Origin of the sequence: Nocardia sp. NPDC049737, assembly GCF_040674755.1 — a bacterium.
GTDB lineage: Bacteria > Actinomycetota > Actinomycetes > Mycobacteriales > Mycobacteriaceae > Nocardia.
The window spans coordinates 31,529-58,198 of the sequence record NZ_JBFANH010000010.1 but is presented as its reverse complement, the minus strand read 5'-3'; the positions used below and the strand labels follow the sequence as shown (position 1 = coordinate 58,198).

General features: G+C 67.6%; 1 protein-coding gene. It reads right to left on the bottom strand.

Annotated elements, in window-relative coordinates:
• Positions 1 to 6 precede the first annotated feature (6 nt).
• Positions 7 to 26,670 (bottom strand): helix-turn-helix domain-containing protein, encoded by a 26,664-nt coding sequence (locus tag AB0J47_RS15490; RefSeq protein ID WP_364345762.1) that lies wholly within the window; start codon positions 26,668 to 26,670, stop codon positions 7 to 9.

Sequence of the window (26,670 nt, the reverse complement as noted above, 5' to 3'; positions counted from 1 at the left end):
GACCCGTCATCGGCCCAGGAACCCGGACCACGGCGTGGCTCTCGGCGACCCGTCCGGCGGTGGCGTCGAACGCGAGAACGCTTCGGGTATCCGGAACCCGCTTTCGGCGACCTCGGCGCGCAGAAGCGCGAGATGTTCCCCGCTTCTCGTCGATATCTCGCCGACGCCCAGCGTGATCGCCGCACGCATCCGGCCGGAACCGGCTACGCCCCATACGGCCAGACACATGCCTGCCTCGTCGGCTCGCCGCACGAAGCCCTCGGACAGCAGTGGGTACGTGACCGCGAGACCGGTAGCCCCCACGCGGCGCACATCTTCGATGATGGCATCGATGTCACTGGCACCCGGCCGCAGCGCGCGAGCCATCCACCCGGTGGCGCCATGCATCCCCCTCATGGCCACCGTCAGCGAATTGATCCTCGCCACGCGCCGACAATCCGGTGCCAGCTCCGTGGCCGTTGCCAATACTCGCAGGTCGACCGCGTGTAGCTCGCCGCGCACGCCGTGCCGCTCCAGCATGCCCGCGATCGCTCCCACCTGCGCGCGGACCTCCGAATCGGACCAGGCGGGCCCCGCGGGCACCTCCACCGACAGCGCCGCATCCGCGAAGGCCGCCGACCGGCATACGGCGTCGAGAGCAGCCACGTCGGCGGCGGCCCGGCCCACCTCCACGACGACCGCGTTCACTCCCAGCGCGAGCGCGTCGGTCAACGCCCGCCCGTCATCCGCTAGCCCGCCTCCCCCGAGGTGTACTGCGATCCTGATGTCCACACGAGCCGCATCGGGAGCTCTCGCTGCCGCCCTGCCGGGATCGGCTGGACGCGTCCGCCGTCCACCAAACGGATCGGTTGCTCCTACTCCAGCGGGTTCGTCGAGTGCCGCGGCCAATTGCGGCGCACGGCGATCACGCGCGGCATCGACCAACACGGCACGAATGCGATGCATCGCTGTCGGATTCTCGACGGTAGGCCGATGCTGCTCGGTAGGCACCTCAGCACCCCGGCCGGCAAGGCACCACGCGACGTAACGCAACGATTCCGTGGGCTGCGCGGCACCTACCGATGAATACTGCAGGTACTCGCCATGCCCGTCGAAGGGAGCCAGCGAGTGCGGGAAACCGCGTTCGGCACGTACGCGCGTCGCATTGACGTCCGTTGCCGGATCGGTCCCGAGCCCCAATGGGCCGTCACCGAGCAACCGGCCACGCATTTCCGGTGAATCGCCGCCCAAACCGGTGACCGGGTCGTCGGATTGCGCTAGCACCCAGGTATTGCGGCAACTGGCATCGGTCGCGCTGTCGTAGCGTCGGCCACGCCCGGGCGACCCTACGATCGCGCGGTTGCCGAACACGCCATCCAGTCGCCCACCGACGGTCGCGTCGGACACAACCGGGGTTCCGTAGCTGTAACCGAGCACGGAAAATTTCGCCTTGCTCACCGCGCGGAAGGCCAGAACATCACGCGCGAACAGCCTCCCACCGGCCTCGGCGAGCTCAGGCCTGGCAGCCCACGCTTCCTTGTTCTTGGCAGGGGCTTCGTAGCCGATCCAGCACACCACCGCGACCTTGGTCGAGCGATCCGCCCGCACCAGCTCCTCGTACAGATTCCGCGCACTCGCCAGCCGGGCCGGTGCCGACTGCAGCCGCGTGTTGACGCCATCCACGTACCAGACCACGTGTTCGGCGTCCTCCAGTCGGCAGTTGCCGATGACGAACGTGCCGGATCCGTTGCCGCCGAACGCCTCCGGGTCCAACCTCACAGTCGACACGATCGGCGCAGGGATGTCGCGGTGCACCGTGACCGAGCGCGTGAGTGCCTCGTCGACGGCGTAGAGGTTTCTGAAAATCTGGCGCTCCGTCCGACCGGCTTTCCTGCTACCTTTCGCGTGGATAGCCGAGGAAGTGGCATATCGCCAATAATCGTTCGCGTAGTTCGCCACCTCGGACGGAATGCCCGGGGCATTGCCTATGATTTCGGGATGCCTCGCCACGACTGCGCGCTGCTCGTCGTGGTGCAGTGCGTTCCACCACCGCATGTTGTCGACGGCAAGCCGGCTGGCCCTGGTGAAATCGTCCGGCAGACCTCTATGCAGTAGGACATCGGGCCCCAGATCCCGACCGCCGCGCTTCGCGATCGCGCTTCGGGCGAGTGCACCGTCGCCACCGGTCTCGACCAATGTGGGCACGTCGGTGTTCGGATCGCGCGGCAGGATATCAATATAGGCGGACTCGATCTGCTCATCGGCGGTGCGTGCAATGAAGTCGGTGAAGCGCACCCGCGCACCTTGCGCGTCATCATGCCGCGCGACCCGATCCGGGCAGCCGGCAAGAATGCGGCTCATATTGTCCAGCGACTCCGTGGGCACCTTGGTGCGGTCGTCGACATACAGGAGGAATTCGTCATCGATCGGCTTGCCCGCCTCGAATGGCTCCTTCTCGTATCTCTGCGCCATATCGCGCATATCCTTCAGAACGGAACCGGTATTTCCCGCATCACCGGTCGGAAACCGGCACGTGAATTGCACGCCTGGCAAATCCATTGCTTTTGCGGAGCTCCTCGCCGGCGATGCGATTCCGTAGTACACGTCGGTGGACGATGCGATATCCGCCAATGCGTCACGCATCGTCCCGAGATTCGACTCGCCGCACACCACCACCGTGTCGACCGTATGAGCGGCCGACTCGTGTATCAGTGCCTGCTTCGCGGGCCGACCGCCGTTGCCGTGCACAACCAGCTGGCGTTCCGGCCGAATCGCCGGATGGGACGCAGCGTCGGTGTCCATGTCGGCGTACAGTGCCGCCATATCCCCGGCCAACCGGTGACCATCAGTCCCGGACCACACCACCACCCTGACGGGGCGATCCGGGTTTTCCCGTACGGCCGCCTCATAGTGATTGCACGCCAACTGCATTCGCTGATCCAGGCGGCGCAGGTCGCCGGCGGTGCCGTCCACGTGCCACGCCTCCGCCACGGGATCTTCGCTGCCGAACGAGATGATGATCGAGCCGGCGCCGAGCCGGTCCGCATCGAACTGCTCAAGCAGCACGGTCGGTACCGGCACTCCGGGAGTCTCGACCGTCGCGGCCCGCTGGCGCGCCCGGATCAACAAGTCCTCGACATTCAGCAGATACTCCCGCAGCGCCCGCTGCAACGCGGTTGGCCGGATCGTCGCCGCCGTGTCGCCGAGTGCGGCCCTCGTTTTCGCAAACGCCCACCGATTGGCCTGGTCGCGTACATCTCTCGGGAATCCGTCCGCTTTGCCGACAATTTCCGACCACACCCGCACCAGCGAACGCAGCTCGTCCACGCTCAGACGCCGCGCGAGCCGCGCATTCTCGGCTGCGTGCTCCGCACGTTCCCGGACGGCAACCGCACGGTTCGCGGCCGCTCGCCGCCGCCGCCATCGGTACACCAGATCCTCCGGGCTCGCCCCGAATCCCAGGTGCTCACGCAACACCCGCTCAGCCCGCATACGCAGGTCCGCACCGGGCGGCGTGTAGGTCGGCAGCCCAGCACGCGCATCGACCGGCCCGATGAGCTCGACGCGACCATCCGCTCCGGCACCTGCCGGCTCCTGCGGCCGCACCGGATCGGCTGGCTCATCACCGCCACCGGGCCGGCTGCCGATGAATCCGTCAGGTCCGGTGGTTCGTCGGATGTTCGATTTCCCGGAGTCTCCCGTGCTGTCCGTCCGGCCCGTCTCGATCACCTCGGTCCCGCGAGGGAGGAGGGCTTGGGCCAAGGACGTGACCGTTGGTGCGAGGTCCGGCAAGTTCGCGATCGATCGGCGTCCGGCACCCACGGCCCGGATCCGATCGGTCACGATGCCGGTGACCACGGAGGCGAGCAGGCGGCCGGTGCGTGTGTCGATGGAACCGAGCGCCCGGGCGAAGTGCTCGGCGAGCATGGACCGGTGCTGGTCGTGTAGCGGGCGTGCCCCGAGACCAGGAGCGAGCAGGTCGCGGTGCAGGACACAGGCCTCGTCCGGATGCTCGGCCAGGGCGGTGAGGTAGGCGCGCATGGCGGTCTCCAGCCGCGACCGCACACTGCCGTGCCGCTCAGGCATGTCCGGCATCGCCGCGTCACAGGCGGCCCGCACGCGGTCGATCGCCGCCGCGCAGGCGGCCTCGAAGCCGCTGCGCTTACCGGAATACATCCGGAAGTACGTCCGGCGCGTCAGCTGGGCGCGCTCCAGCACGGTCTCCAGCGACATCGCACCGTATCCCCGGTCGGCCGCGACGGCGAGAAACTGCGTCAGAAGGTGTTCCCGTCGGTCGTCTCCCGGCTGTTCGGACGAGTGGCCGGTCGGCCGCCGGACGGCTCGGACCGGATCGCCCGAGCGGCCGGACATGTGGCCGGTGAGGGCCGGTTCGGTGAGTCGAAGTTGCGGGAAATCGCGTCCGAGCAGTGGTAGCAGGAACCCACCGACCATCACGGCGATCTTGGAGCCCGACGTCTGGCGGTACGCCTCGACGTCGAATCCCTCCAGTGACTGCCGGAGCCGGTCGGTGGACGCCCGGGCTGCTCCGGCCGGATCGAACGTGACGAAACCCGGGCACACGCCCCCACGGTCGGCCGCGCGTGCCTGTTTCGCCGATCCGGTGATCGCGACCGAGGTGATCGTCTGGTTCGCGCGGTCGAATTCCACAGCGAACCGCGGCGGGTCGCGCGGCTCGGTGAAGTCACCCAGCGTGGTGAAGGTGACTCCCGCCAGCACACTCAAGCGGCTGGCGAATTCCAGGACGCCGTGCTGGATGCTGGCCCACGGCCAGCCCTCGATCACGTCGGCATGCTCGGCGAGGCTCTCGAGGTAGCCCCGCAGTACGATCTGCACGCTGCCCATGTTGGTCGCGGCGCTGAGCACCGTATTGTTGCCCGATATCGAGAATTCGTCGACCGAGTGGGCGGGTAGGTCGAGTTCAGCTCGTCGGTGCGGCGGAATCGAGTTCAGCATCGGTGCCCGGTCGCGGGAGCGTTCATCCTTGATGGCCGCGAGGTCCTGCCATACCGGCTCGTCCACCGAATTCCAGACCGCGGTCAGATGCTCGACTGCCGCCTGCATGAACGCATGCTGGCCGCTGTCGCGGGGGTATCCGTCGCGGCCGTGCATGACGTAGTCGTCGTCCAGCCAGGACGCGAAATAACCCGGCTCGACCTCCGAATACGTTGCCCGCAGTGCCGCGGTTACTCGCTCTGGGTGGCTCATCATCTGCTGCAACGCTGTCTCGGTCAGCTTGTACTGCAAGCATCCCGACGCGATCGACCGCTCCAGCGAATACTGCAGATAGGCAAGCTCATCCGGCGGGAACAACTCCGTCAGCCGCCGCGTGACACCGCCGACGCGCACCGGGAGATCCGTCTCTGCGAACCGCTGGCCGATCTCGGCGATGACCGCCCGTGCCCGCGCCGGTTCCGCGAGCACTCGCGTCATGCCCTCCTTCGACAGCCCGCGAATCAGCGACACGACCGTGCGCGGCACCTGCGCCGACGGCAGCCAACCGGGCGGCGCATCGTCAGGCGGTGCGGTCCCGGGGATCGAATCGCCCAGCTCGCGGTACTCCGGCCCGATGGCGCCGGGCTCGGGTTCGGCATCGGATCGGGGAACCGATTGCCCACCAATTGGTCTGGTGCCGGCGGGCGGGGGGTGGCCCGAAGCAGTTGTCCGCACGCCATGTCCCACGAGATCGGCGATGTGTCGGCGCAGCGCGCTGCCATCGCCGGATACGGCCCAATCGGCGAGGATGCCGTGAATGGCCGCCACCAGGTTCCAGCGGCCGGGCGTGGGCGGCTCACCGAATGCGGTCGCCACCGTGTCGGCGATGGCTTCCGTTACCGCCTCGTAGCTGCCCGGTCGTAGCGGGTCGGCGGCGAACTCCTCGGTCAGCAGCCGCTCCAGAACCGTGCCCGGTCCCGGGCCCACCAGCACCTGCTGCTCCTCGTCCCGATCCACCGGTAGCAATGCGGCCAGCTCCGCTCGCAGCGCCGATCTCTCCTGTGGTGTCAGCACCGGCGGTGCCGAATCGGAGGAGTCCGTCGGGCGGCTGCCTATGTAGCCGGGTCCAACAGTGGCGGTTGCGGGTGCGGCGCCCCCTCGGCCGTTCAGCTGCCTCCAGATGAGGTTCAGCAACCGGCGGCGGCTGCCGGCATGCAGGTGCCGGCACCAGTGTGCGATCACATCGCCCGGGTAGAAGTCGGAGTAGGACGGCACCAGCAGACGCCACCTGCCCGATGGGTCCTTCCCCACCGTGACACGCGCCGACATGACACCGAGGTCGAGCACTTCGCTGGAGCGTTCCGCCAACGGTGCCGGTTGTTCCAGGAACGGCGCGGGGTGGGCGACATCGTCCGGGGCTTGAAGGACCACCCGGCGCAGCGCCGCCAACGCACTGTGCGGATCGCCGGACTCACTCGCCCGCAGCGGTCGGCACCCCTCCTCGACCGCACGGTCGGTCAGAATATGGCCGTGGGTGGTCATGGTGTAGGACGAGTCACCGGGGCCCTTGAACACGCTCGGCGGGAGCCCCTGGATCCACTGCTCGAAGCTCGGCCGTTTCGGTGATTTCCCGGGCCTTGTCCCCGGCTTATCGAGCGCTCCCGCACTGGACAGACGCAGATACTCATCCAGCAGCCGGCCCGGGATCAGTTTCCGGCTCGGATCGGCATTGTCGGGCTGGAGATGCGCACTGCGAACAACCCCATCGACCCGCAGCTCAACATCGTCGTAGGCGATCCGCAGGCGGCCACCATGGCGCGGCATCGTGTCCAGCACGTCCGGGTGTTCGGTGAACAGCTTGCGCAGGACACGGCCGTGCCCGCCCATGCTCGCGACTCTCAGACCGATCGGATTGTCGCTCCGGTCCACCTGTAGCGCCACCTGCGGGTGTCCGACGATCGGCACCGCCCCGGGCAACCGCAGCGCCTCATCGATCCATGTGCTCGACACGGCGGCGTCGACCATCTCGACCAGTCGCGTCGGCGCACCCGCGGCGCCCTCGGCCCGCTCCCACTCGTCGAACGCGGCGGTCAATCGCTGTACGTCGGGCCGTCCTCGCACCCATTCGGCCAAGCCCGGGAATTCACGGCGCCAATTCTTCTTGTTGAACGGCCGCAAGGCCCGCGATTCCCGGCTCGGTGGCACTCGCAGCTCCCCGCCGATCGCCGGTCGCTGTGTCCACGGACCGGGTCCGAACTCGACACGTACCGTATGCGACCAGTTCGCCAGCATTGCGTTGCTGATGTCCGCGATTGTCGTGACTTCGACCCCGCTCAATCTGGTCTCGCCGCGGCGCGGCTGTGCCAGCAGCCAAGAACAACGGGCGCCGAACGAAAGCACGGAGGCAGAATCAGCCGTCCGATCGGCTCGGCCGGCCGCCACCGCGACATGCATAACCCGCTCGACTCCGCCCGGCTCATCGCTGCCGAACCACATCACCACGTCACCGGGCTGTGGACGTGACCCCGTGTCCTGGTCCGATAGCAGCTGCCCTCCGGCCGGGACCAGGAGCCCGGGGAGTTCGTGCACCCAGCGCCGGGAGAAGTCGTCGGGGTCGGCCCAGTTATAGATCGCGCGGACCTGCTCGCGGCCGAGTGCACCGACGGCGACAGCGGCATACACCACCATGTCGATGCAGCTGAGCGGCAGGTCCGGCGCCAGGGCGGGAAGCTGTTCGTCACTCGACCAGGCCCAGTCGGGGAAGGGACTGTCCGGCGTCAGCTGGCACCAGTAGGCCATGTCTCTGTGGGTGAAGTACCCGAGCAAGCGCTCCACGATACGGGCCGACGCGGATGCCGCACGGGATCCCGCCGTGCCGGACGCGACCATCTCGGCCGTTTCATCCTCGCCGCCGACACCGCCGTGTGCGTCACCGTCCGAGAGCCGCGACCATGGCGTCGTCTGCGGCGTCTCCTTCGCTGCAGGCCTACGTGAAGACTCATTTGGTTCGGATGGTCTGCTCCCGATGAATCCGCCCGGCCTGGGCGCGCCCTCGCCTGGCGCGGAATCGTCGGGCGCCACCGGTGGAGGATTCGCCGGCTGATCGGGCTCCGCCCTCGCCTTGCTCCACGGCGTCGGCCGCGGCTGCTCGCTCGCGGTGGGGTCGGCCGGTTCACGATGGTCGAACGCCCCGCGCAATCGGGCCATCACGTCGGCGAGAACGTCTGCCGCGGCAGCGGCGGGCAACCCCAGCCGTTCGGCGGCGCGAGCCAAGGGTGTGCCCTCGACCAGATGAAGCATGACCAGCCGCTCGGCAGTGGCGGGGTCGGCCAAACCGGCCAGTGCGGCGCGGACCGTCATTGCGAAGTCGGTGTCGGAGAACCCGGCGGCAACCGGATCGGCTACGTCCAGGTGCCGCGACCTGTCTTTGCCGCTGATCGGGGCATCCAGCCGCAGGGTGGGCCGAGCCAGGATCTCCCGAGCCAGCGCGACATCGGCCACCTTCAATCCCGCTCCGCGCGCGATCTCGGTGTCCTCGAGCGCTACACCCGCTGCAACCATCCTGTGGATCTGCGCTTCGACCGTGCTCACGATCTTTCGTGTGCGGGTGTCGAGATCAGGGAATCGGAGCGCGAGACGGTACCGGAACACCGCTGCGCGGCAACTGGCCCACGCGTGGGCAGCGAACGACGCAGACGGAACGTGGCCGGCGATCGCGCCGAGCATCCCGATCCACGCGGCCTGTACCGCATCGTCACGAATATCCGGAGGTTCGCGACGTGCTACCGCCTTCGGGACCCAGGCGAATCTCTCGAGAATCTCGTTCTGGACCTCTGCTTCTTCGGGCGAACGCACCCGAGTCACGACATACCGTTTGAACAGTTCTTCTTCGTCTCGATAGCCGGACCGCTCGTATCGATCCGCATAGAATCGCTCGACGATCTCCAGCAACAACTCGCCACCGACGCCCTGCGCTCGACACAGTTGCCGCAATTTGCTCAGCCGCGGCAGATAGCGATTGTTCTCGATACTGGAAAGTGTGCTGCGAGGTATCCGAATTCGCCGCGCGAGCTCGGTCGCCGATATTCCGTCATCATAACGTAGCGCCGCGATCCAACGTCCCAATGATTTGTGCGAAGCGGGATCGATATCGGCGGTGGTATCCGGGTAGAAGTCCCGCACCGCGTGGATCAGCAAGCCACCCGAGATTCCCAGCGCCCGACAGATTTGCCGGAAAGCGCCGAGCCGCGGACGCCGATTCTCGGTCTCGATCTGTGCCAGGTATTTCGTGGACAGACCGGTTACACGGGCGAGTTCGGCACGGCTTATATCTCGGTCGTTACGCAGCGCGGTAATCCAGCTGCCAAGGTCGTGTGCCGCCGGCTCGAGGTCGAGATCGATGTGCGGATAGAAGTGACGGGTAGCCGCCCGCAGCAGTCCGTGGTCGATTCCCAATACCTCGCAGATTCGCCGGAAAACCGCGAACCTCGGCACATAGTTTCCGGTCTCGATATTGGAGAGCCGACCCCAGCCGGGCCCGATTGCTTTCGCGAACTCGATTTGAGGCAAATCCCGGTCGTGCCGCAGCGCCACGATCCAACTGCCGGGTGACGCGGGATCGTGCGCGGCCGGATCGAGATCGAGCTCGAGATCTGGATAGAAATGGTGCGTCGCCACGCCGAGGAGTTCCGGCTCGACACTCAGTGCCCGGCAGATCCGCCGGAAGATGATCGAGTTCGGAGTATATTCTCCGCCTTCGATTCCGGCGAGATATCCTGCCGACGTGCCCGCGGTCCGGGCCAGCTCGGCCTGGGTCATATCCCGGTCATGGCGCAGCGCCATGATCCAGTTACCGGGTGACGCGGGATCGTGCGCGGCCGGATCGAGATCGAGCTCGAGATCCGGATAGAGGCTACGGGTCGCCGCTGCCAGCGCTTGCGGACCTACGCCCAATGCTCGGGCAATCCGCCAGAACGTTTTCGGCGGCGGGCGATCGCCGTTCTCGATCTCCGAAATCCGCGTCGGCGTCACACCGACCGCGCGCGCGATGTCCGCCTTGGTCATGCCCTTGGTATTGCGAAGAGCGGCAACCCAACCACCCGGCGAAACATGCGCAGCAGCATCGGTTTCCAGCTCGGCATCCGGGTAGAACCGCCGAGTAGCCTCGGTCAGCTCTTCGGCCTCGACTCCCAATGCGCGGCAGATCCGCTGAAAAGTGCCGAGCGACGTCGGTTTGCCGCTCTCGATCTTGGACAGTGCCGCGTTGGTCAGGCCTGCCGCTTGCGCAACTTCCTTCTGCTTCAGCCCCCGTTCGAGCCGCAGGCCCTTGAGCCACGCGCTCCGCGAGGCGTCGGGCACCGACAGTGCGGAATCGGCCTGTCCGGACTCCTTCGACGGCCCGCTGCCGATCAAGCCCGAGGGACCTGGGCTGTCACCCGTTGCCGGACTGCGGAACACGACCCAGACGGCCGGGTCCTCCAGCACGGTCTCCGCGGAGAACACGCCGCTTTCCCGCAAGCGCGTCTGCAGGTCCCGGCCCTTGACGGCAACCTGAATGGGCTTCTGCGCACCCAACTCCGCTAACCGCTCCGCAAGTGTGCCCACGGCATCCGTGTTCTCGGTCGAGCTGAACGGGTTGTAAAAGTAGAATGCTGTGCCGTCGGAAAGATCGACATCGAGTGCGTCCTCGTTGACGAAGGACACGTGTGATAGGCCCAGCGCGCGGGCGCGCGCATCGGCATACTGCGCGTATGCGGGCTCTATCTCGATCCCGACCACCCGTCCGACCGAGGTGCAAGCCCCGAAGAACAGGCCGGATTTACCGAGGCCCGAGCCGATGTCGTACAGCACATCGTCGGCGGTCAGGTTCAATGCGTTCGCTACCGGCGTGAGGTAAACCAGTCGCGACGGCTCCGGCGCGTGAACATCCGGCCGGTCTGCCATCACCGCAGACAGCCCGTCGAACGGCGCCAGCGGCCGCCCTACCGCCGGTGCATCGTGGTACCGATAGGGCGGCAGGCCCAAGACACGCTCGAGATGGCGATCCGCCTGCGCACCGTAGCCGAGCTCTGTCAATTCCATGAGCTCGCGCCCCCAAGCTTCGCGCGCAGCGCGATCGCTGCGGCCGAACAGACGTTCCCGCATGTCGAGGAAGACCGGTTCTGCCGCATCCTCCGTCCGCAGCACAGCATGAGGATCGTCCGCGCCGACGGTCGACGAGCCCCTTACGTCGAAGGAAGCGGCGTCGGCCCGCCGCTCAGCCGACTCCTCAGGCCCTGTGTCCGGACCTCCATCCCGCGAGGCGCCCGGCGACGGGTCGGACTGCTCCTGGTGACGGCTGCCGATGAATCCGTCGTTGCCCGTGTCCGGCTGGCTCTCGACTACAGTCACGGGTCCCGGCGACAGCCGCAGCACAGTGCCGAGCCGATCGATAGCCAGTACTTCGCGTAGGTTCGGGATAGGGTGCCGACGCAGTGCCAGACTCAATTCGACCGGGTCTGCGGCCGAGTCGGCCAGGTTCACCACGACACGCTCGGCCTGGCGTTTCACATGCACCTTGCGGCGGATTTCGAAGCAGATGTTGCTGACCCTGCCGGTAGCCGGTGAGTAGCAGTCGAAGATCCGTCCCTCGATACGGAAGTCGGGCAGACGCGCGCCGGATTCGACAGGGTGCTGCTCGACCCGGAAGCCGGCCTGAGCAAGGACAACCGCCGCCTCGTTCTGGCGCTGCAAGCCCCGCTGTTCTTGCAGAAAACCCGGCGGTCCCTGGCCGCCGCCGAGGACCGGGACGACGGCCTCCGATCCGAATGGCACCGCGCCGGGATCGGGCGCACGAGACGGCCGGGTCAGGTCGGCGTCGCCCCCCTGCGGGTGCGGGGCCGACGCCGAGGTGAGTTGATTCTCCTGCGCCTTGGGATCGATGTATAGGTCCGGCGTGATCTGCGGTGGCCGACCGGTGGTGACGTACTTGTGGATCGCCCACTGCGGTGTGCCGATCGGCACGCCATGGATGTCCGCCTCGGCGAACCCGACGGCGAGGGCCTCGTATTCACGCAGCTGCGCCTTGGTTTCGTCGACGAAGGCGTACACGGGCAGTCGCGCGAGCCAGGCCTGCTCGGGTTCACGGACCAGGCCCAGTTCGTGGAGCCGGGACCAGGTGTCCTCCAGCACCTGCCGCAGGGTCACCGACAGGAGCTCCACGGCATCGATCGCGTGGACGAATTCGTGGACAGCATCATGGTAGAACGGTTTGTCACCGATCGGATTGATACCGCGCTCACGCATCTCGATACCGCGTTCGACAGTCCATACCGGCCTGCTCACATTGCGCAGGCTGAACTGTATCCCGACGGTTCGAAACGTCGATTCGGAATCGCGCTGGGCGAAGGATGCGGCGCCTGCGTCCTCGTTACCCAGATAATCGATCCACAGTCCCCGGATGTTGGTACGGCCCGGAAACCTGGTGAGCATCTCGTCCAGTGCGCCGATGATCTCCTCGACGACGTGGGCCGGTACATCCGGATGTTCGAACCCCGCTATGGTGATGTGCGGGTAGTCGAGGTTGAATGCCTCGACCAGCCGCGCTTTGGCCTGCGCTTCGACGTCGAGCCCGGCACGATGCGAGGTCTCGCCCCGGGGGCGGGCGGCGTGCCACTCGGCCTCCGCCAGCGCCTCCATATACCGACCGTGTATGTGGTTCAGCGTGGGCTGGTACTTCTGCGGTACCGGAAGGTTCGAGATCCACGTTTGAAGGTAGGCCACCCGCTCCCGGATGGTCGCCAACTCCGATCTCGGTAGGCCGTGGTCCTGCCACACCTCACGGCCCTCGATACGCCGCACGAACATCGCGGCGAACACCCCGGCCGGCGTCGCATCGATCACGGACGGGGCGCGTCCACCCACAACCTCGTTATCCGGACCCACACTCCACTCTCGCGCGCCGCGGTTGGTCCTGGTCACCGCGTCGAACAGGCCGAGTCGCCAGGCCGAGCGCGAACCGAGAATTCCGCGGTCCCGGGTCCGCGGGCTGTCTCCGGGCTGCCCAGGAGTGATTTCGCGATAGACGATGCCGTCCTCCAGAATGAGGCACGCGCGCCCGACCGGCGCGTCCATGATCGCGGCGACTTCCCTCTGTAGCACCTGCTCGAGAGCGGCTACCGGGTTGTGGTACGTCTCCGCGAACGCGCGGGTGCCGTTTCCGAAGGTCACCGACTCGACCCGCACCCCCGGCGCATCCTCGACCAGCGACCGTTCCGCTATTCCGGACTCCCTGCCGGCGAGTACCAAGCCCTGGAAGTCGCGAACAGCGGACGCGCCCTCGCCGGATGAAGCGTTCTCCGGTGAGGACACGGCCGGTTCGCCCTGTGACGGTTCGCCCGGCCGAGGCGTGGATTCCCCTGGGCGGCTGCCGATATAGCCGTCGAGCCGGCCCGGTCCGGTAGGCGGGTGTCCGGACGTTCCACCGGTGGCGGTGGCCGCGCCGATGTCGGCGAGGAGACCCTGGACCGCGGCCGTCACCGTCGGGGCGAATTCGGGCAGGGTCGCGATGCGCTCGGACTCGGCGTCGGCAGATCGTCGGTTTCTGGTCCTGGCGGTCCGGCCGGAAAGGATCCGATCGGTGACGACTCCTGTGACGGCGGAGGCGAGGAGCCCGCCGGTGCGGGCGTCGACCCCACCACCGACCGCCTCGGCGAGGTGCGCGGCCAGCATCGCCCGGTGCGGGTCGTACAGCGAGCTTGCCCCGGGGCCTGGTGCGAACAGGTTCAGGTGCAGGACACGGGCCTCGTCCGGATACTCGGCGAGGGCGGTGAGGTAGGCGCGGACGGCGGCCTGCAACCGCGACTGCACGTCGTCGCCCGGGGTATCGGGCATGGCGGCCCGGGCGGCGACGCGCACGCGTTCGACGGCTGCGGCGCAGGCGGCCTCGAAGCCGGTCCGCTTGTCGGAGAACAACTTCCGGTATGTCCGGGGCGATACCTCGGCACGCCGCTGGACGGTCTCCGGAGACATCTCGGTGTAGCCCTGTTCGGCCGTGACCTCGATCAGCTGCGTCAAAATCCGTTCCCGCTCACCCGGTTCCGCCCGTTCTGCCGGGCGGCTGTGCGGTTCCCGGGGTGACTGCGGAAGGTGGGCCGCGGTGTCGGTAGCGGCGGAGTCCGCGGACGCTGTCGTCGTGCCGTTCCGAAGCAGATCGGCGAGATCTCGCCGGAGGGCAGGCACGGCGGTGGGGTCGCCGGTCGCGGCCCAGTCGGCGAGCATGCCGTGGGCAGCTGCCGCCAAGGCGCGACGCGCCCGCGTCGGCGTGATCGGCTCGTCGAACACGGTCGCGAGCGTGGCGGCGATCTCGTTCGTCACGTCCACTCCGAGTTCGGCGCGCCCTCCCGGGGCTGCGGCGAACCCTTCGACCAGCAGCATGCGCGCCGTGGCCGGACGGGCGGCCAGGGCGCTCACATACGTGTTCACCGCGGTGGCGACGCGGGCGGCGCGGTCCGAAGCCGGCACCGCACGCACCTCGTCGACGACCAGTTCGTTCAGATTGCTCAGGACCTCCCGGTGCGCATCGACCAAGGCGCTGTAGGTGGTCGGGAATTGGTCGCGGAAGGCGTCCCGGCGGATCCCCGCACGCCGGCAGACGTCGTCGATCGTGGTTGCGCCGAATCCCTGCCTCGACACTGTCGCGACGAACGCCTGTAGGATGCTCGCGCGCGGATCATCCTGCCGCACAGCGGATCTCACGGACAGATCGAACAGCCACTCGTCGACGTCCGCCGCCGCGAGCCGGATGGGCAGCGGGTCCCGCGACGGTGCGAACTCGACGACGGTGCCGCCCATGACGGCCCGCCGCACCGCGGGATCGGTTTCCATTGCATCGGCCACGGCGAGTATCCGCTCGTAGTCGGTCTCCTCGCCGCGCGCCACCACGTGCCCGTTCTCTATCGCCACCTCGGTCCGGGACGGCCGGATCGCCGGGCGAGGATGCGGGTCGGTGTTCAGGGTGGCGTGTACGAGCATTTTCGCGCTGCGTTTGCGGGTGAATGGCCGCAGCAGTTCCTGCAATCGACGGGCCGCCGCCCAGGCGCCGGGTACGTCGTCGAGCACGGACCCCAGCGCCGCTGCCCAGGTGTCGACCACCGGCGCCGCACCGAGATGCTGTTCGACCAGGTTGAATCGTTCCGCTTGGTCGCGGTACTCGGCGAGGTCGGCGAGGAACCGGCCCACTCCGCTGGAGGACGGCACGGCGACCGGCACACCCTGCTCGATCGCCTCGGTGGCGACCAGACCGAACCCCTCGGCACGCGACGGCATCACCACAAGCGTTGCCGAGCGGATATCCGCCTGCAGCGTCGCGCGATTCGATGTCCGCGGCGCAACCTCGACCGCATCCGGGTCGCCAACCAGCCTGACCAGCTCAGCGCGGGCCGACTCAACGCCGCGTCGCGGATAACCCCGCACCATCAGCCGCACATCCCGCCCGCGAGCCCGCAGCTGCCGCACCACGCGGGCGGTTTCCACCACGCCCTTCAGGGGGTCGTCCGGCCGGCCGAACAACAGAATCCGAGCCGGGTCACCGGGAGAGGGAACCGGCGGCTGCTCGGCCATCACCAAGCCCGGCTGCAGTTCGTGCACTGAGCCGTGCCCCGCCATGACGGCCGCCGACAGCGCGTCCGTGGCAAGCACCGGCCCCAGTCCCGTCACCAGATGTGCCCGCCGCGCCAAGTAGACATCGGCCGCGACCTTGGCGCGGCCACGTTCCGGATTGTTTCCGAGCGTTTCCCGCAGCATCGGTGTCAAATGGTTGACGCGAACGAGTTTCGCACCCGGATACTTCTCCGTAGCCGCGAGCGCGGCCGCGAGGCCGTCCGCCGCACCGTGCACGATCACCAGATCCATCGATTCCGGCAACTCATCCCAGTCGGACAGCATCCGTTCACGCGTGCCGGCGAACGAACCGCTGTCGCGGTGACCGACCACCGTGACTCCAGGAATTCGGGGGGCGCTGCCCACCTGTCCTGCCCGGACGATCACCTCGTGCCCGGCCTCGGCCAGGGCCTGGCACAGCGCCACGGTCAAGGTGCCCATACCGGATCCACTCGTCCCCCACTCGCCGCAGCAGACCAGAATCCTCTGCCTGGTGAAGTCGAGCCGGAGACGATGCCAAACCTGCCCTTGCGGCAAGGGATCGGCGGTCTCGACCTCGATCCGGCAATCCACCTCGGCCAGCTCGCGACGCAGATCCTCCACCGTCGCACCCGGCGCTGGATCCGCCTCGTCCGGCCTGGTGAAGTCCAGCTGCGCGAGCAGCCGGGGTCGGCCGTCGGTGTCCTGAGACGAGGTCACAACGAATACGGCGTCGTCCCCGGCGCAGGATCGGGCGAGATTCGCCATACGCGGTATCGCATCGATGATGTCCCGAGACATCCCCGAGCGTTCCGATTCCGGCAGTCGCACCGCGACCGCATCGGCGAGGGCGATCGCGTCCCATGTGCTGGGCCGGATGACCAGCTGCCAGCGGAAACCGCCGTACTCCTCCTGCATCTCGGCCGCATGCGCCCGGGCGTCGCGATAGGCGTCCAGCGGCGTATACCCCGAATCGCTCGCCAAACGGTCGGCGATCTCCCGCAGCTTCGCGGCATGGTCACGGCGTATGTCCCGGTTGGCCAGCAGCCACCCGTCCGGCGGCCGGTATCCGCTGTCGGGGTGAACGAAGCGGACACTCCCGCGCAGATGGTTGATGAACGCTTGACGCACAGTGATGTGACTGTCTTCGGGCATCAGGCGCCCGAACCGGTCCGCCAGCCGCAACGCCTCGTCGACGCTGTTGACCCGAGCACCCCATTCGGACACGACCCGCCCGAATATGCGTGCCGGGTCGAAGCGCCGCGACATCAGGTCCTCGAGCGCCAATTCGATACTCCGGACGACCGCGTCGGGCTCCGACAATCCCTGCAGATCCGCCGCGGCGACCCACCGCGCGATGCGCGTCGCCTTCGCGAATTCGCCGTCGGTCATCGCCCACCGCGTGCGCATCTCCTCGACCGCCGCGGGTGCCGCGATCATCTGGGTGCCGATCCGCTCGTCGAATCCGGTGCCGTTGATCGCGAACGCAAGCGTCCGAGCGGTGCTCGCGTCACAGCCGTGCGACAGGGCACGGGCATGGAGCAGTTCCGCCGAGGCCAACTCGTCATAGCGCTGCGGATTATCGCGGCGCCGCCCGCCACCGTAGACGGTGTCACTCCAGGCATCCGCGGCCATCGCTGCCACGATCTCGCGCGGGTCGGCGCCCTGCAGCGCACCGTTGTCCACGATGCGGCGCAGGTCCTCGGCCACACTCATGCCGTTGTGATAGAAAGCCGCCACCCCGAACTCGCGCAACTCGAAGGCATCGTCGTAAAGATGGTTGATGCGACCGACGTCGGGATGCCCGTACAGCGTCCGGTTGACGAAAAGTCCCTCGGCAGCCAGCCGAATCACGCGCCGGATGGCGGGATCGCCGAGCTGTTGCCGCGGCACCCGCGACTGCAGGATCTCGGTCACCTCATCGATCTCGCGCGCGATCACCTCGGCGGGCAGCGGCGGACACACCGGACTCAGCAGGTGATCCTTGATCCAGTCGACCGACGCCCGGTCCTGCGTCTCCTGCATCCAGGCATAGACATCGGCCAGCAGAGCGACCTTCGATCCACCCCCGGCAGGCTGCCACGACCGGCCGGCCAGGTCCTCATGTGACACCATGCCGGTCCCGACACCGGGCCAACCCACCGACACCCGGAACCGGCCGCGCACCAATACCGAGCGCTGTTCGTCGTCCGGCGCCCAGTCTTGGGACTCGCACTGCCGGTACACCCACTCCGGAACCGACAGTTCGATGACATCCTGGCCACCCGACAAATCTGAACCCAATACCCGCGCCGCCGCCGCACGTCCCACCACAACGCCGTGCTCGGCCAGCACCCCGCCGAGCTCGCCGACGTCGATCGGCCGACCCGATTCCGGCGTACCGGTCTCCGCCGTTCTCCGTTCCGCGCCGCCTACCGGATCGGAAGGTGGCCGACTGCCGATGAGACCGCCGGTGCCGCGTGGCCCGGCGCGCTGTTCCCGCTCCTCGAGGGCGCCGACGAGGTACGCGCATTGGGTGACGTTATAACCGTTGAATTCGGTATCCCTCGGATCGACCGGTACCGGAGTCAGTTTCCGGCGCTCCGCCGCCAGATGCCCGAACAACACGGGGCGATTCGTCGCGGCACCGCCGGCGCGGCCGTCGATGACGATGGCCAGGCGACGACCACGGGCCGCGGCGATCCCCTGCGCCCAGTCGGTGAATTTGCTATAGAAATCTGCGACGGAGACGTGGTTGATATACGTCTCCAACGGGTTGAGACCGCGTACCAGGAGAATGGGTTCACCGGCTGCGCTGGTGGTCTCGATAAGGAGACCGGCCCCGGCCAGCGCGGTGCGGCCAGGGTCGTCGGGATTCCGGACCATGATGACGGCCGTCATATTCGGCATGGCCGCGGCAACCGACGGATACTTACCCGCCCAACAGGCGCTGGCGATATGCCCGGAAAGTTCGAGCAGCGAACCCCGCGTCGGAACGAACTGCAGCCGAGTGGTGTCGCTCGAAACTCCGACGCCCTGGGTGCGCAATATTGCTTCGTCCAACGCCGCGACACTGGTCATTCTGCGGAATATGTTCGCGCCCTTCCGGTTCGAGAAATAGTGTGCGAAAACCTCCTGGTTGGTAATGTGCTCCACGAAATCCCGGACGAGACTGACGTCCTCCAGAGTCGGTTCGTCGGACCGGAGATTTCCCAGTCTGTCGACCCATTCCGGGTGCTGACGCATCGCCCATGCGAAACAGATCGTCCGCAGGTCGTCATGCAATTCGCCGATACGTGCCAGTTGCTGAAAATTCTGTTCGAAATCCCGTAGCGAACGCAGCGCCGGGAATTGCTGCGCGCCTTCGGTCTCGGGTGTGATGAGTTCCTTCAGCTCCTGCGACCGGGCCACCATATTCCGGCGCGCGATGCCGTTCATGGGCGAACCGTCGGCCAGTACTCCCGAGCGGAGGGAACGCTCCAATGCCTCGATGTGCTCGGCGATGCCCCGGCCGAGCTTCCCGAGCAGATAGGTGAACGGCCGCGGTACGCCGGTCAGCGCCGAGCGTGCGTCCTGCAGATTCTCCGACAATCTGGCGAAGCGTGTCAGTAGATCTTCGGTCCATTGCGGACGGGACTCGGTGTCGCGAGTCCGCAGTTTCGCGACCTCGAGCACGCCGCTGGGTCGATATTCCGCGGGCATCGGTGCGATGCGGCCTTCCGCCGCCGCCCGATTGTGGTAGCCGAGCAGTTCACGTAGAGACGCGATGCCACGGGGCCCCCACCCGGAAGTGTCGTAGTGGGTGACGTCGGTCAGCAACCGGGCGAGGAATTCCGAAGACTGCACCTTCGCGAGGCTTTCGGCCGATATGACCGCGCTCTTCACTTCGGTGACGAAGGAGCGCGCGATCTCCTTCAACTCGCGGAAGCCCGCGTCACCCGTGTGCCGCAAGCCGAGCGCCTGTCGCTCGGCTCCGTGAGCGCCGTCTGCCAGCAGATCGCGAAGGCATCGGGCGAACTCCGGCGTCACCTCGCGGACGAACTCCATCGCGGTGCGTATCGTCGGCGGGCGCTGGCTGGGAAGTTGCTCACCGACCTTCTCCACGTAGTGGGTGAAATCGCCGCCGTGCGGCCCGCCGAGGTAGATGTCTTCCACGTCGCGCAGCCGCTGCGCGGTGAAGGTCACCTCCGAACTCACATATTTCGGGATATTCGCGATTTGGCCCGCCTCGAGGAACAGGTCCGCGAACTTCTGCCGGGCCCCACCCGGGGAGAAATCCTCGAGAGTGAGCAGGAATTCCCAGGCTCGGTCTTGGACGGTCACTTGGTCACCACTTGACGAGCCGCCCGCAATCAGCTGGTGGATGTCAGCGAGCTGAGTCGGCGACACATATCTGCCGAACCCATCGAGCAAACGTGAATCCACAGTGTCGGCCGGTATCTCCGCAATCCGGCGCAGCTCCCAACCGACGCGGTCGAGATCGGTCGCAATCGGTTTCGACATCCTTCGTGCGACATACGGCGCGAAGTGAGAATTGCTTCGATGTATCTTTCGCAGCGCGGCGGCGATCTGAGGTCTGACCAGGAATTCGATAGCGTTTCCGATGGTGGCACCGGTCCAGTGCGGGCTGTGCACGATTTCGAACAGGATGACTTCCGACATCGGAGTCAGAATCGCGTCCACGATATCGGGATGAGCGGCGAGAGCGATCCGAACCTGCTGCATGCGGAGACAATTGTCGAGCCGGTCGCGGTACCCATCGTCGGCGTAGACCTCGGCCGTCATCTTGTTGATCTCGAAGCTATCGGCGAGGTCGCGAAGATAACCGACGATCTTATCCTGGTCGTCGGCTGGTCGCCTGACCATCCGACGGGTCAGCCGTTCGACGTCATCGTTACTCAAAGAGAGGCGGGATCCCAGCCGCGCGACTTCTGCCGCGGCGCCCGCCGGCGCAGGCACCCGATCGAGCGCCTCCAGACCGGCGGAAAAGCTCTGCGCGAACTCGCCGTGCACCTGCCGGTTGGTGATTCGAACGTCCAGCTCACCGTGGGTCAGCCACTGGGCGTCGGTGAGCTCGCCCCTGTCGGCACCCGCACCCGTCCGCTCGGACGCCTCGACAACGGCGATGCCGGCTTCGGTGCTGTGGGACACAGTCGTGGCCTGCACATTCAACGCCGCCGCCTCGCGCGCGGACGGCAGTCGCCACAAGCTCGGCCCACCCCTGGCGGAGACATCCTTGACCGCCAGGAACCGCTCGACACCTACCGCATCGACATGCCTCGCCAGCACACCGGCATCCGGCGACCGGATACCGGGAAAGCGCTGCCCGACAAGCCCGCCGACGTCTGCGTCGGAGCGGACACCCGGATCCGATGGTGGTCGGCTGCTGTTGGGAACGACGTGTCGCCCCGACCGCGACACGGCCTCGGGCCCCCGCTGGATTTCGGGGGTGGGAGTGTTCGCGCGGATACTCTCCGGAGCCCCACCGTCACCCGGCGCGCGATGGCCTGCCAGTGCGAACCGGCCCCGTCGAAGAGGTGGCGCACGGCTCGACCACAGCGATGGCGAGGACAAACCGGGGCCCTGAGAGGAGACGACCGGGCGTTGCGTCGTGGACGGGCGGGCGAGGGGTTCGCCCGTACTGTCGAATTCGATTGCGAAGATGTCCCGGTCCGCCTCGTCGAGCTGGTCGATGAACGGCTGCTGTTCGCGCTGCCACTGCTGCAACGGGACGGCTTTGTTCAGCAGCGCGCGGGGTTCAGCCAGATCGGCGGGAGTGAGAGGAGCTTCTCCGGGGGCGGCCGCTATGTCCAGGACAACCAGTTTCGGGGCATCTGCCCGGTCACTGTCGTTGACCAGCAGCACCAGGTGGCTTTCGACTGCCCCGTTGTTCATCCACTTGTAGACCAGCGCCTGGCTCCCCCCGGGCCACTCTTTCAGCGATTCGGCGGCCTCGTCCAGCGAGCCGAATGCCCGGAAGGCACCGCCGAAGGCCCGCTCGGCGGCTTCGGCGTCGTGGCCCCGCAGTGGCATGTCATCCGGCATGTGGTAGGCGTGCTCGTTGTCGGGATACAGCACTCGCATCATCGTCACGCCGTTGTTGACGCAGCTCTTCGGGCTGCGCTGGTGGATGGCGGCGGTGAGGTCGAGCAGGGCGGTGACGGCCAGGTAGGTGGAGGCGGCGAAAACGAGGACTTCGGCGGCCGGGTCGTCGACAGTTTCGGTGGGGGCGAGCAGGCGGGCAACCGCGCTGGCGAGCCCGTCGCGGGCGGTGGCGGCGTTCACCTCGGTTTCGGGAACGTCCAGCAGGTCCGCCAGCTCTTTGCGGGCCGTGTCGAGGGCGGTGCCGACCTGGCGCACGCCCTCCGCGCCGGCGACCTGGGCGGGTTCCCAGCCGAGTTCGGCGGCCAGCCGGTTGCGCTGCGGTGTCAGATGATTCAGCGCTTGCTCGTCGGTGAGGGCGTCCGCCCGCATCACCGCGGCGGGCGGGGCGAAGTCGAGGTGCTGGTTCAGCGCTTCCACGGCAGCGGAGGAGATGCCTGCTCGTTCCAGCAGTCGGCTCAACGGGTCGTCGTCATCGTCGGTGTCGAACACGGCCGCGGCCGCCTGGACCGATGCGGGGACCCCCAGCCAGCCGGCCAGCCGCGCGAACCGGTCCCCGCGCAGGTGCGGTTGGACGGCGTCAGGCCCGGCGTGCACGGCCTCCATCGCGGCGCGGTCCATATCCGCCCCGGCGTGGCCGGCGTCCGAACTGGTCTGGCCAGTGTCTGCTCTGGCCTGGCCGAAACCCGCCGCAGTACGGGCAGTGTCCGGCCCGGTGTGGTGGAGGCCCGCAGCGAGGGTGGTCTGGGGCGATGATGCGGCATCTCCTGCGGACGGGGGCGCGTGGGCCTGGTTGGCGCGGCGCATCGCACGCTGCAGATACGTGCGGTCGGCCGCGTCGTTCTGCAGAGGGGACGTCAGGCTGCGCATCTCCCGTTCGGCCGCGGCGACATCGGCCGCGGTGGCCGCGACCTTGGTCCGCGCCACCTGCACGCCCGGTTGAACCGCATCTGTATTGCCCAGCTGACGGGCGACTTCGGTGTATTCGGCGGTGGCCTCGGCGTGTTTGGCCACCGCCGCGCGATAGTGGGTAATTGCGACCCGCGCACCGTGATGCTGCGCCTCGCTGTAGAGGCGGTCGGACGCGGCGACGTTGAAACAGAAGCTGCCGTTGCGGCCGTTGCGGCCGGCGCGCGCCGACCGCTGATGGTCTTCGTCCGGATTGGTCGGCGAACGACCCAGCATGTGCGCGTGCACTCCGCCCAGCTGATTGACCTCGTCGCTGATCGACACGTCGAAACCTCGGCCCAGCATGCCCGTGCCGACGGTCACCGCGCCCCGAACCCCCGCGGTGTCCTTGACCGACAGCAGGTTTTCCTCGGCGGCATTGTTGTCGCGGTGCTCGGCGAACCACCGGGCGTCGATCGCATTGTGTTCCACGTCCGCCTTGGTGAGCATCAGCGAGAATTTCCGAGCCAGATCGTTGAACGGGCAGATCACCAGTACCGGCCGTCCCTCGGCCTGCAACTGCTGCACCCGGCTCACCGCGTCCCGCAATTTCTCCGGCTCGGTGAGGAATATCCGATCGTGCTCCCCCACCAGTTTCGACCGGCCGAAGTCCTCCACCTTCGCCAAACCACCGTGGACCGGAAAATTCTCCTTGATCTCCGCCGCGCTCCGCTCCAGCGTGCCCGACATCAGATGCAACTGTTCGTACCCGCCGAGGACGTCCTCCACGGTGACCTGTTTCGATTCCGTCCCATCGGAATACACCGGGGCACCGAACATTGCCTCCACCATTTTGTGGCGGCCTCCGAACCACCGGCTCTCGGTGCCGATCTTCGGATCGCTGCGCGGCTTCCCGTACTCATCGAGAATCTGTACCTTTTTCTCGAAATCCTTTCCGAAGATCTGGAAATCCCGATTCAGTTTCAACCTGCCCGCCCTGACGTCCAGGAAAGCGCGGGCCATCTCGGTTTCCTCGGCGGTGAATTTCCGCCCGGCATAGCTTTGCCACAATCGGCTCGCCGTGTCGAGGCACTGCTCGGGTTGCTCGCGCAGCGACCGCGCCGTGAGCGTTCGTGCCGCCCCGATCTCCTCCGGCGACAGCGCCCGTACCGCCCCTGCCTCCGCTGCCGTCAACGGCCCATCGTGGAGTGCCTCTTCGAGATGGACCGACAAGTCCTTCGCCGCCGTGATTCTGCTGCGCAAGACGGCCTTCAAGAAGTCCCGCACCCGGTACACCCCGGCGGCCTCCACCTCTGAGGCGATTTCCCGCTGCCCCTCGGACTGGTAATGCACCGTTTGGTTGTGCACCAGCACCGCGTCCGCCTCATCGATGGTCGCGGTCTTTCCCGGCGGCGGCCGGTCGAACAGCTCGGCGGTCGCGCGCTCGTCGTAGGTCATGTAGTACACGGTTGGGTGTTCTGCCTCGCCCGGAGGATTGTGCGGATCCCAGCGCGCGACCTCGTACCCGAGACTGCGCAGCATCGGCGCGAATTCCCGGACCCCCTCGTTGGCCAGCACCTCGGTCGTGGTGATCACATGATGCACCCGCACCGACTTGCCGTTCGCCAGCTCCACCGGCTCCCCGCGCGACAACTGCCCCAACGTATCCAGCGCACCGACCATGGACTTGCCCTGCCCCGTACCCATCTGACGCATGAACCCGTGCTCGCCGAGCAGGAACGCCTTGATCTGATTCCACCGTGGCGTCTTCCCGGTCCCCTCACGCACCGCGTCGATGTACCGCAGCAGCGACTCCACCCGATCGCCATGCTCCATCGCGTGCCTGCGCTGCCCCCACGACTCACCGGCCAACTCCTCCTGCCGCAGCCGATACAACGCCAGCGCCTTCTTCGCCGCAGCCTTGAACTGCGTCTGCTGCTCGGCGGTTAGGTCCCGCTTCGTCGCCGGATCCGCTGACGGCAACCCCACCAGCTCCTGTGCCAGCTCCTCCACCGGGCGGTGGGATCCGTCGGACCCGGACGGAGGCGCGTCAGCGGGCACCGCATCCTCGGCGTGCTCCACAGACGGCGGCTCGTGCGCCGGCGGTATGTCCGCCTGCTTCGGTGCCGCGACCCGGGCCGGTCCCTCACCACCCGCACCGTGGCGGCCGGACGCATCACCCACCTCCACCGGCAGATCGACCTTCGCCGACCCACGCCCCGGCCGCGCGACCGCCGGCTCGTGTCCAGTCGGGCCGTCGCCGTCCGGAGCCCGGGCGCTCCGGACGCCACCGACCGCATGCGCGTCGTCCGCGCCGTGATCTGCCGATTGCTGCGGTTCCGAACCGGAGTGGTCGCCGCCCGCGCTCGACAGGACCACACCGGAAGCCAAACCCCAACCCTGCGTACCATCACCGGACTGCGCATTGCCACCACCGCCAGCACCGTGAACCCCACCACCGGCCGGCCCATTGCCAGCTTGTGCACCGTCGCCACTACCGGCCTGCCCGCCGTTCCCGGTTTGCGCATCGCCGGCGCCACCAGCCTGTGCCCCACCGCCATGCGCGCCAGCACCATCCTGCGCGCCAGCCCCGGCGTGCGCAGGATCACTGGTCTGTGCAGTGCCATTACCGCCCTGCACACCCTCACCGGCCTGCGAACCGCCACCAGCGGGCTCATCAGCACCGGCGGGAAGGTCTACACCGGGCTCTCGATCGCCGGCACGGTCTGCCGTCGCGCGGTCGCCTTGCCGCGCAGGCGAATTGGGCTCGCCCGGTTGTCTGTCCGCACTCGCCTGATCGTTCGCGTCTTCATCCGGGGCCGGCGCCTGCGCACCCGATGCCGAATCGGCGAGGCGCCGCGCCAGGTCTCCGGACTCGTCCGGCTCGTGCTGTCCATCACCCGTCGCTCCCGTCGGCCCCGATGAAATCGGGTTCCCTCCCGGCTGCGATGCTCCGGTGGCCGTGGCATGGCCGGGCGCGGCCGAGTTCGCGGGATCCGGGGTCGTTCCGCCATTGCTGTCCACCGGGACAGACGGAGGAGGCGTCAGCGATTTCGTACCCGGGGGAGCCCCCGCCAGCCGCATCACGGCATCCTTGCTGAGACTCACCGTGGAAGGATCCGGAGCGACGTAGGCCCCGCTGCCGTCGACCACTTCCCCGGTCGGAGAACCGAGATCCGAGTGGGCGCCACCGTGGACATCCACTACTCCGGCGAATCCGCCACTGAGCAGCGACGCCAGAACATCTTCGAAGTTTTCCGGCCAGCCCGTGATCAACGCCGCCGCACCCAGACCGGACACCGCGCCCGCAACCCCCTGCACCAGCCCGAGCACCGCGCGGTTGGTCTCCAGACGGGGAAAGACCTTGGGCGCCAACATGCCGCCCACCGCGCCACCGGCGCCCGACACTCCTGCGGCTTCGATCGAATTCACGTCGATACCCGTCGGGTTCTCCCCGCTCGGGCCCTTGACAATCGTGTTCCGGTCGCCGGACAAGACCTGCATCAGCTGAACCCCGAGATCCGCACCCGCGGGCAGCGCGGCGGCCTTGCCGACCGCGAGCGCCAACCGGTACGGCCCCAACGCCGAGAGGCGGGCCGCCGTCTTCGCCGCGCCCACCTTGTAGGCCTGCTCCAGGCCCGCGCGCATCAGCGCGACCTTGCCTCGGCCCTCGATCAGCATCGAATCCACCACGGGAGCCGCGGCAACCTCTCCGGCCGGGCCGGCCGCGGCCGCCGTCGACAGCATTTTGATGATGCGCCAGGCGAGTTCGATGCCGAACACGAACATCACGCACAGCGTCTTCTCCGCATCGTTGGCGGCCGCGTGCGCTTGATCGGCCAAAGCCAGCGCTTCCTCCCGCAGCCTCGCCGCGCCCTCGTGTTGCAGATGCAATACCTCGCGCACTCGGTCACCCAGCGCGCCGAGCGAATCCTCTTGCGCCAGTAGTTCTTCCGCGTCCTGCGCGTGACCGTTCATGGCGGCGGCCTTGGCCCGCAGCTCCGCGGCCATCCACCGCATCCCGGACACGTCGGCGCGCGGCAGGTCTCCCCCGAAGACCACCAGTTCGATCGGGCGCCGCACCACGGTGGGCAAATCCTCGAACAACTTGCGCAGTTCAACGACCGGGTTCAGCGCCCACGAACCGTCCAC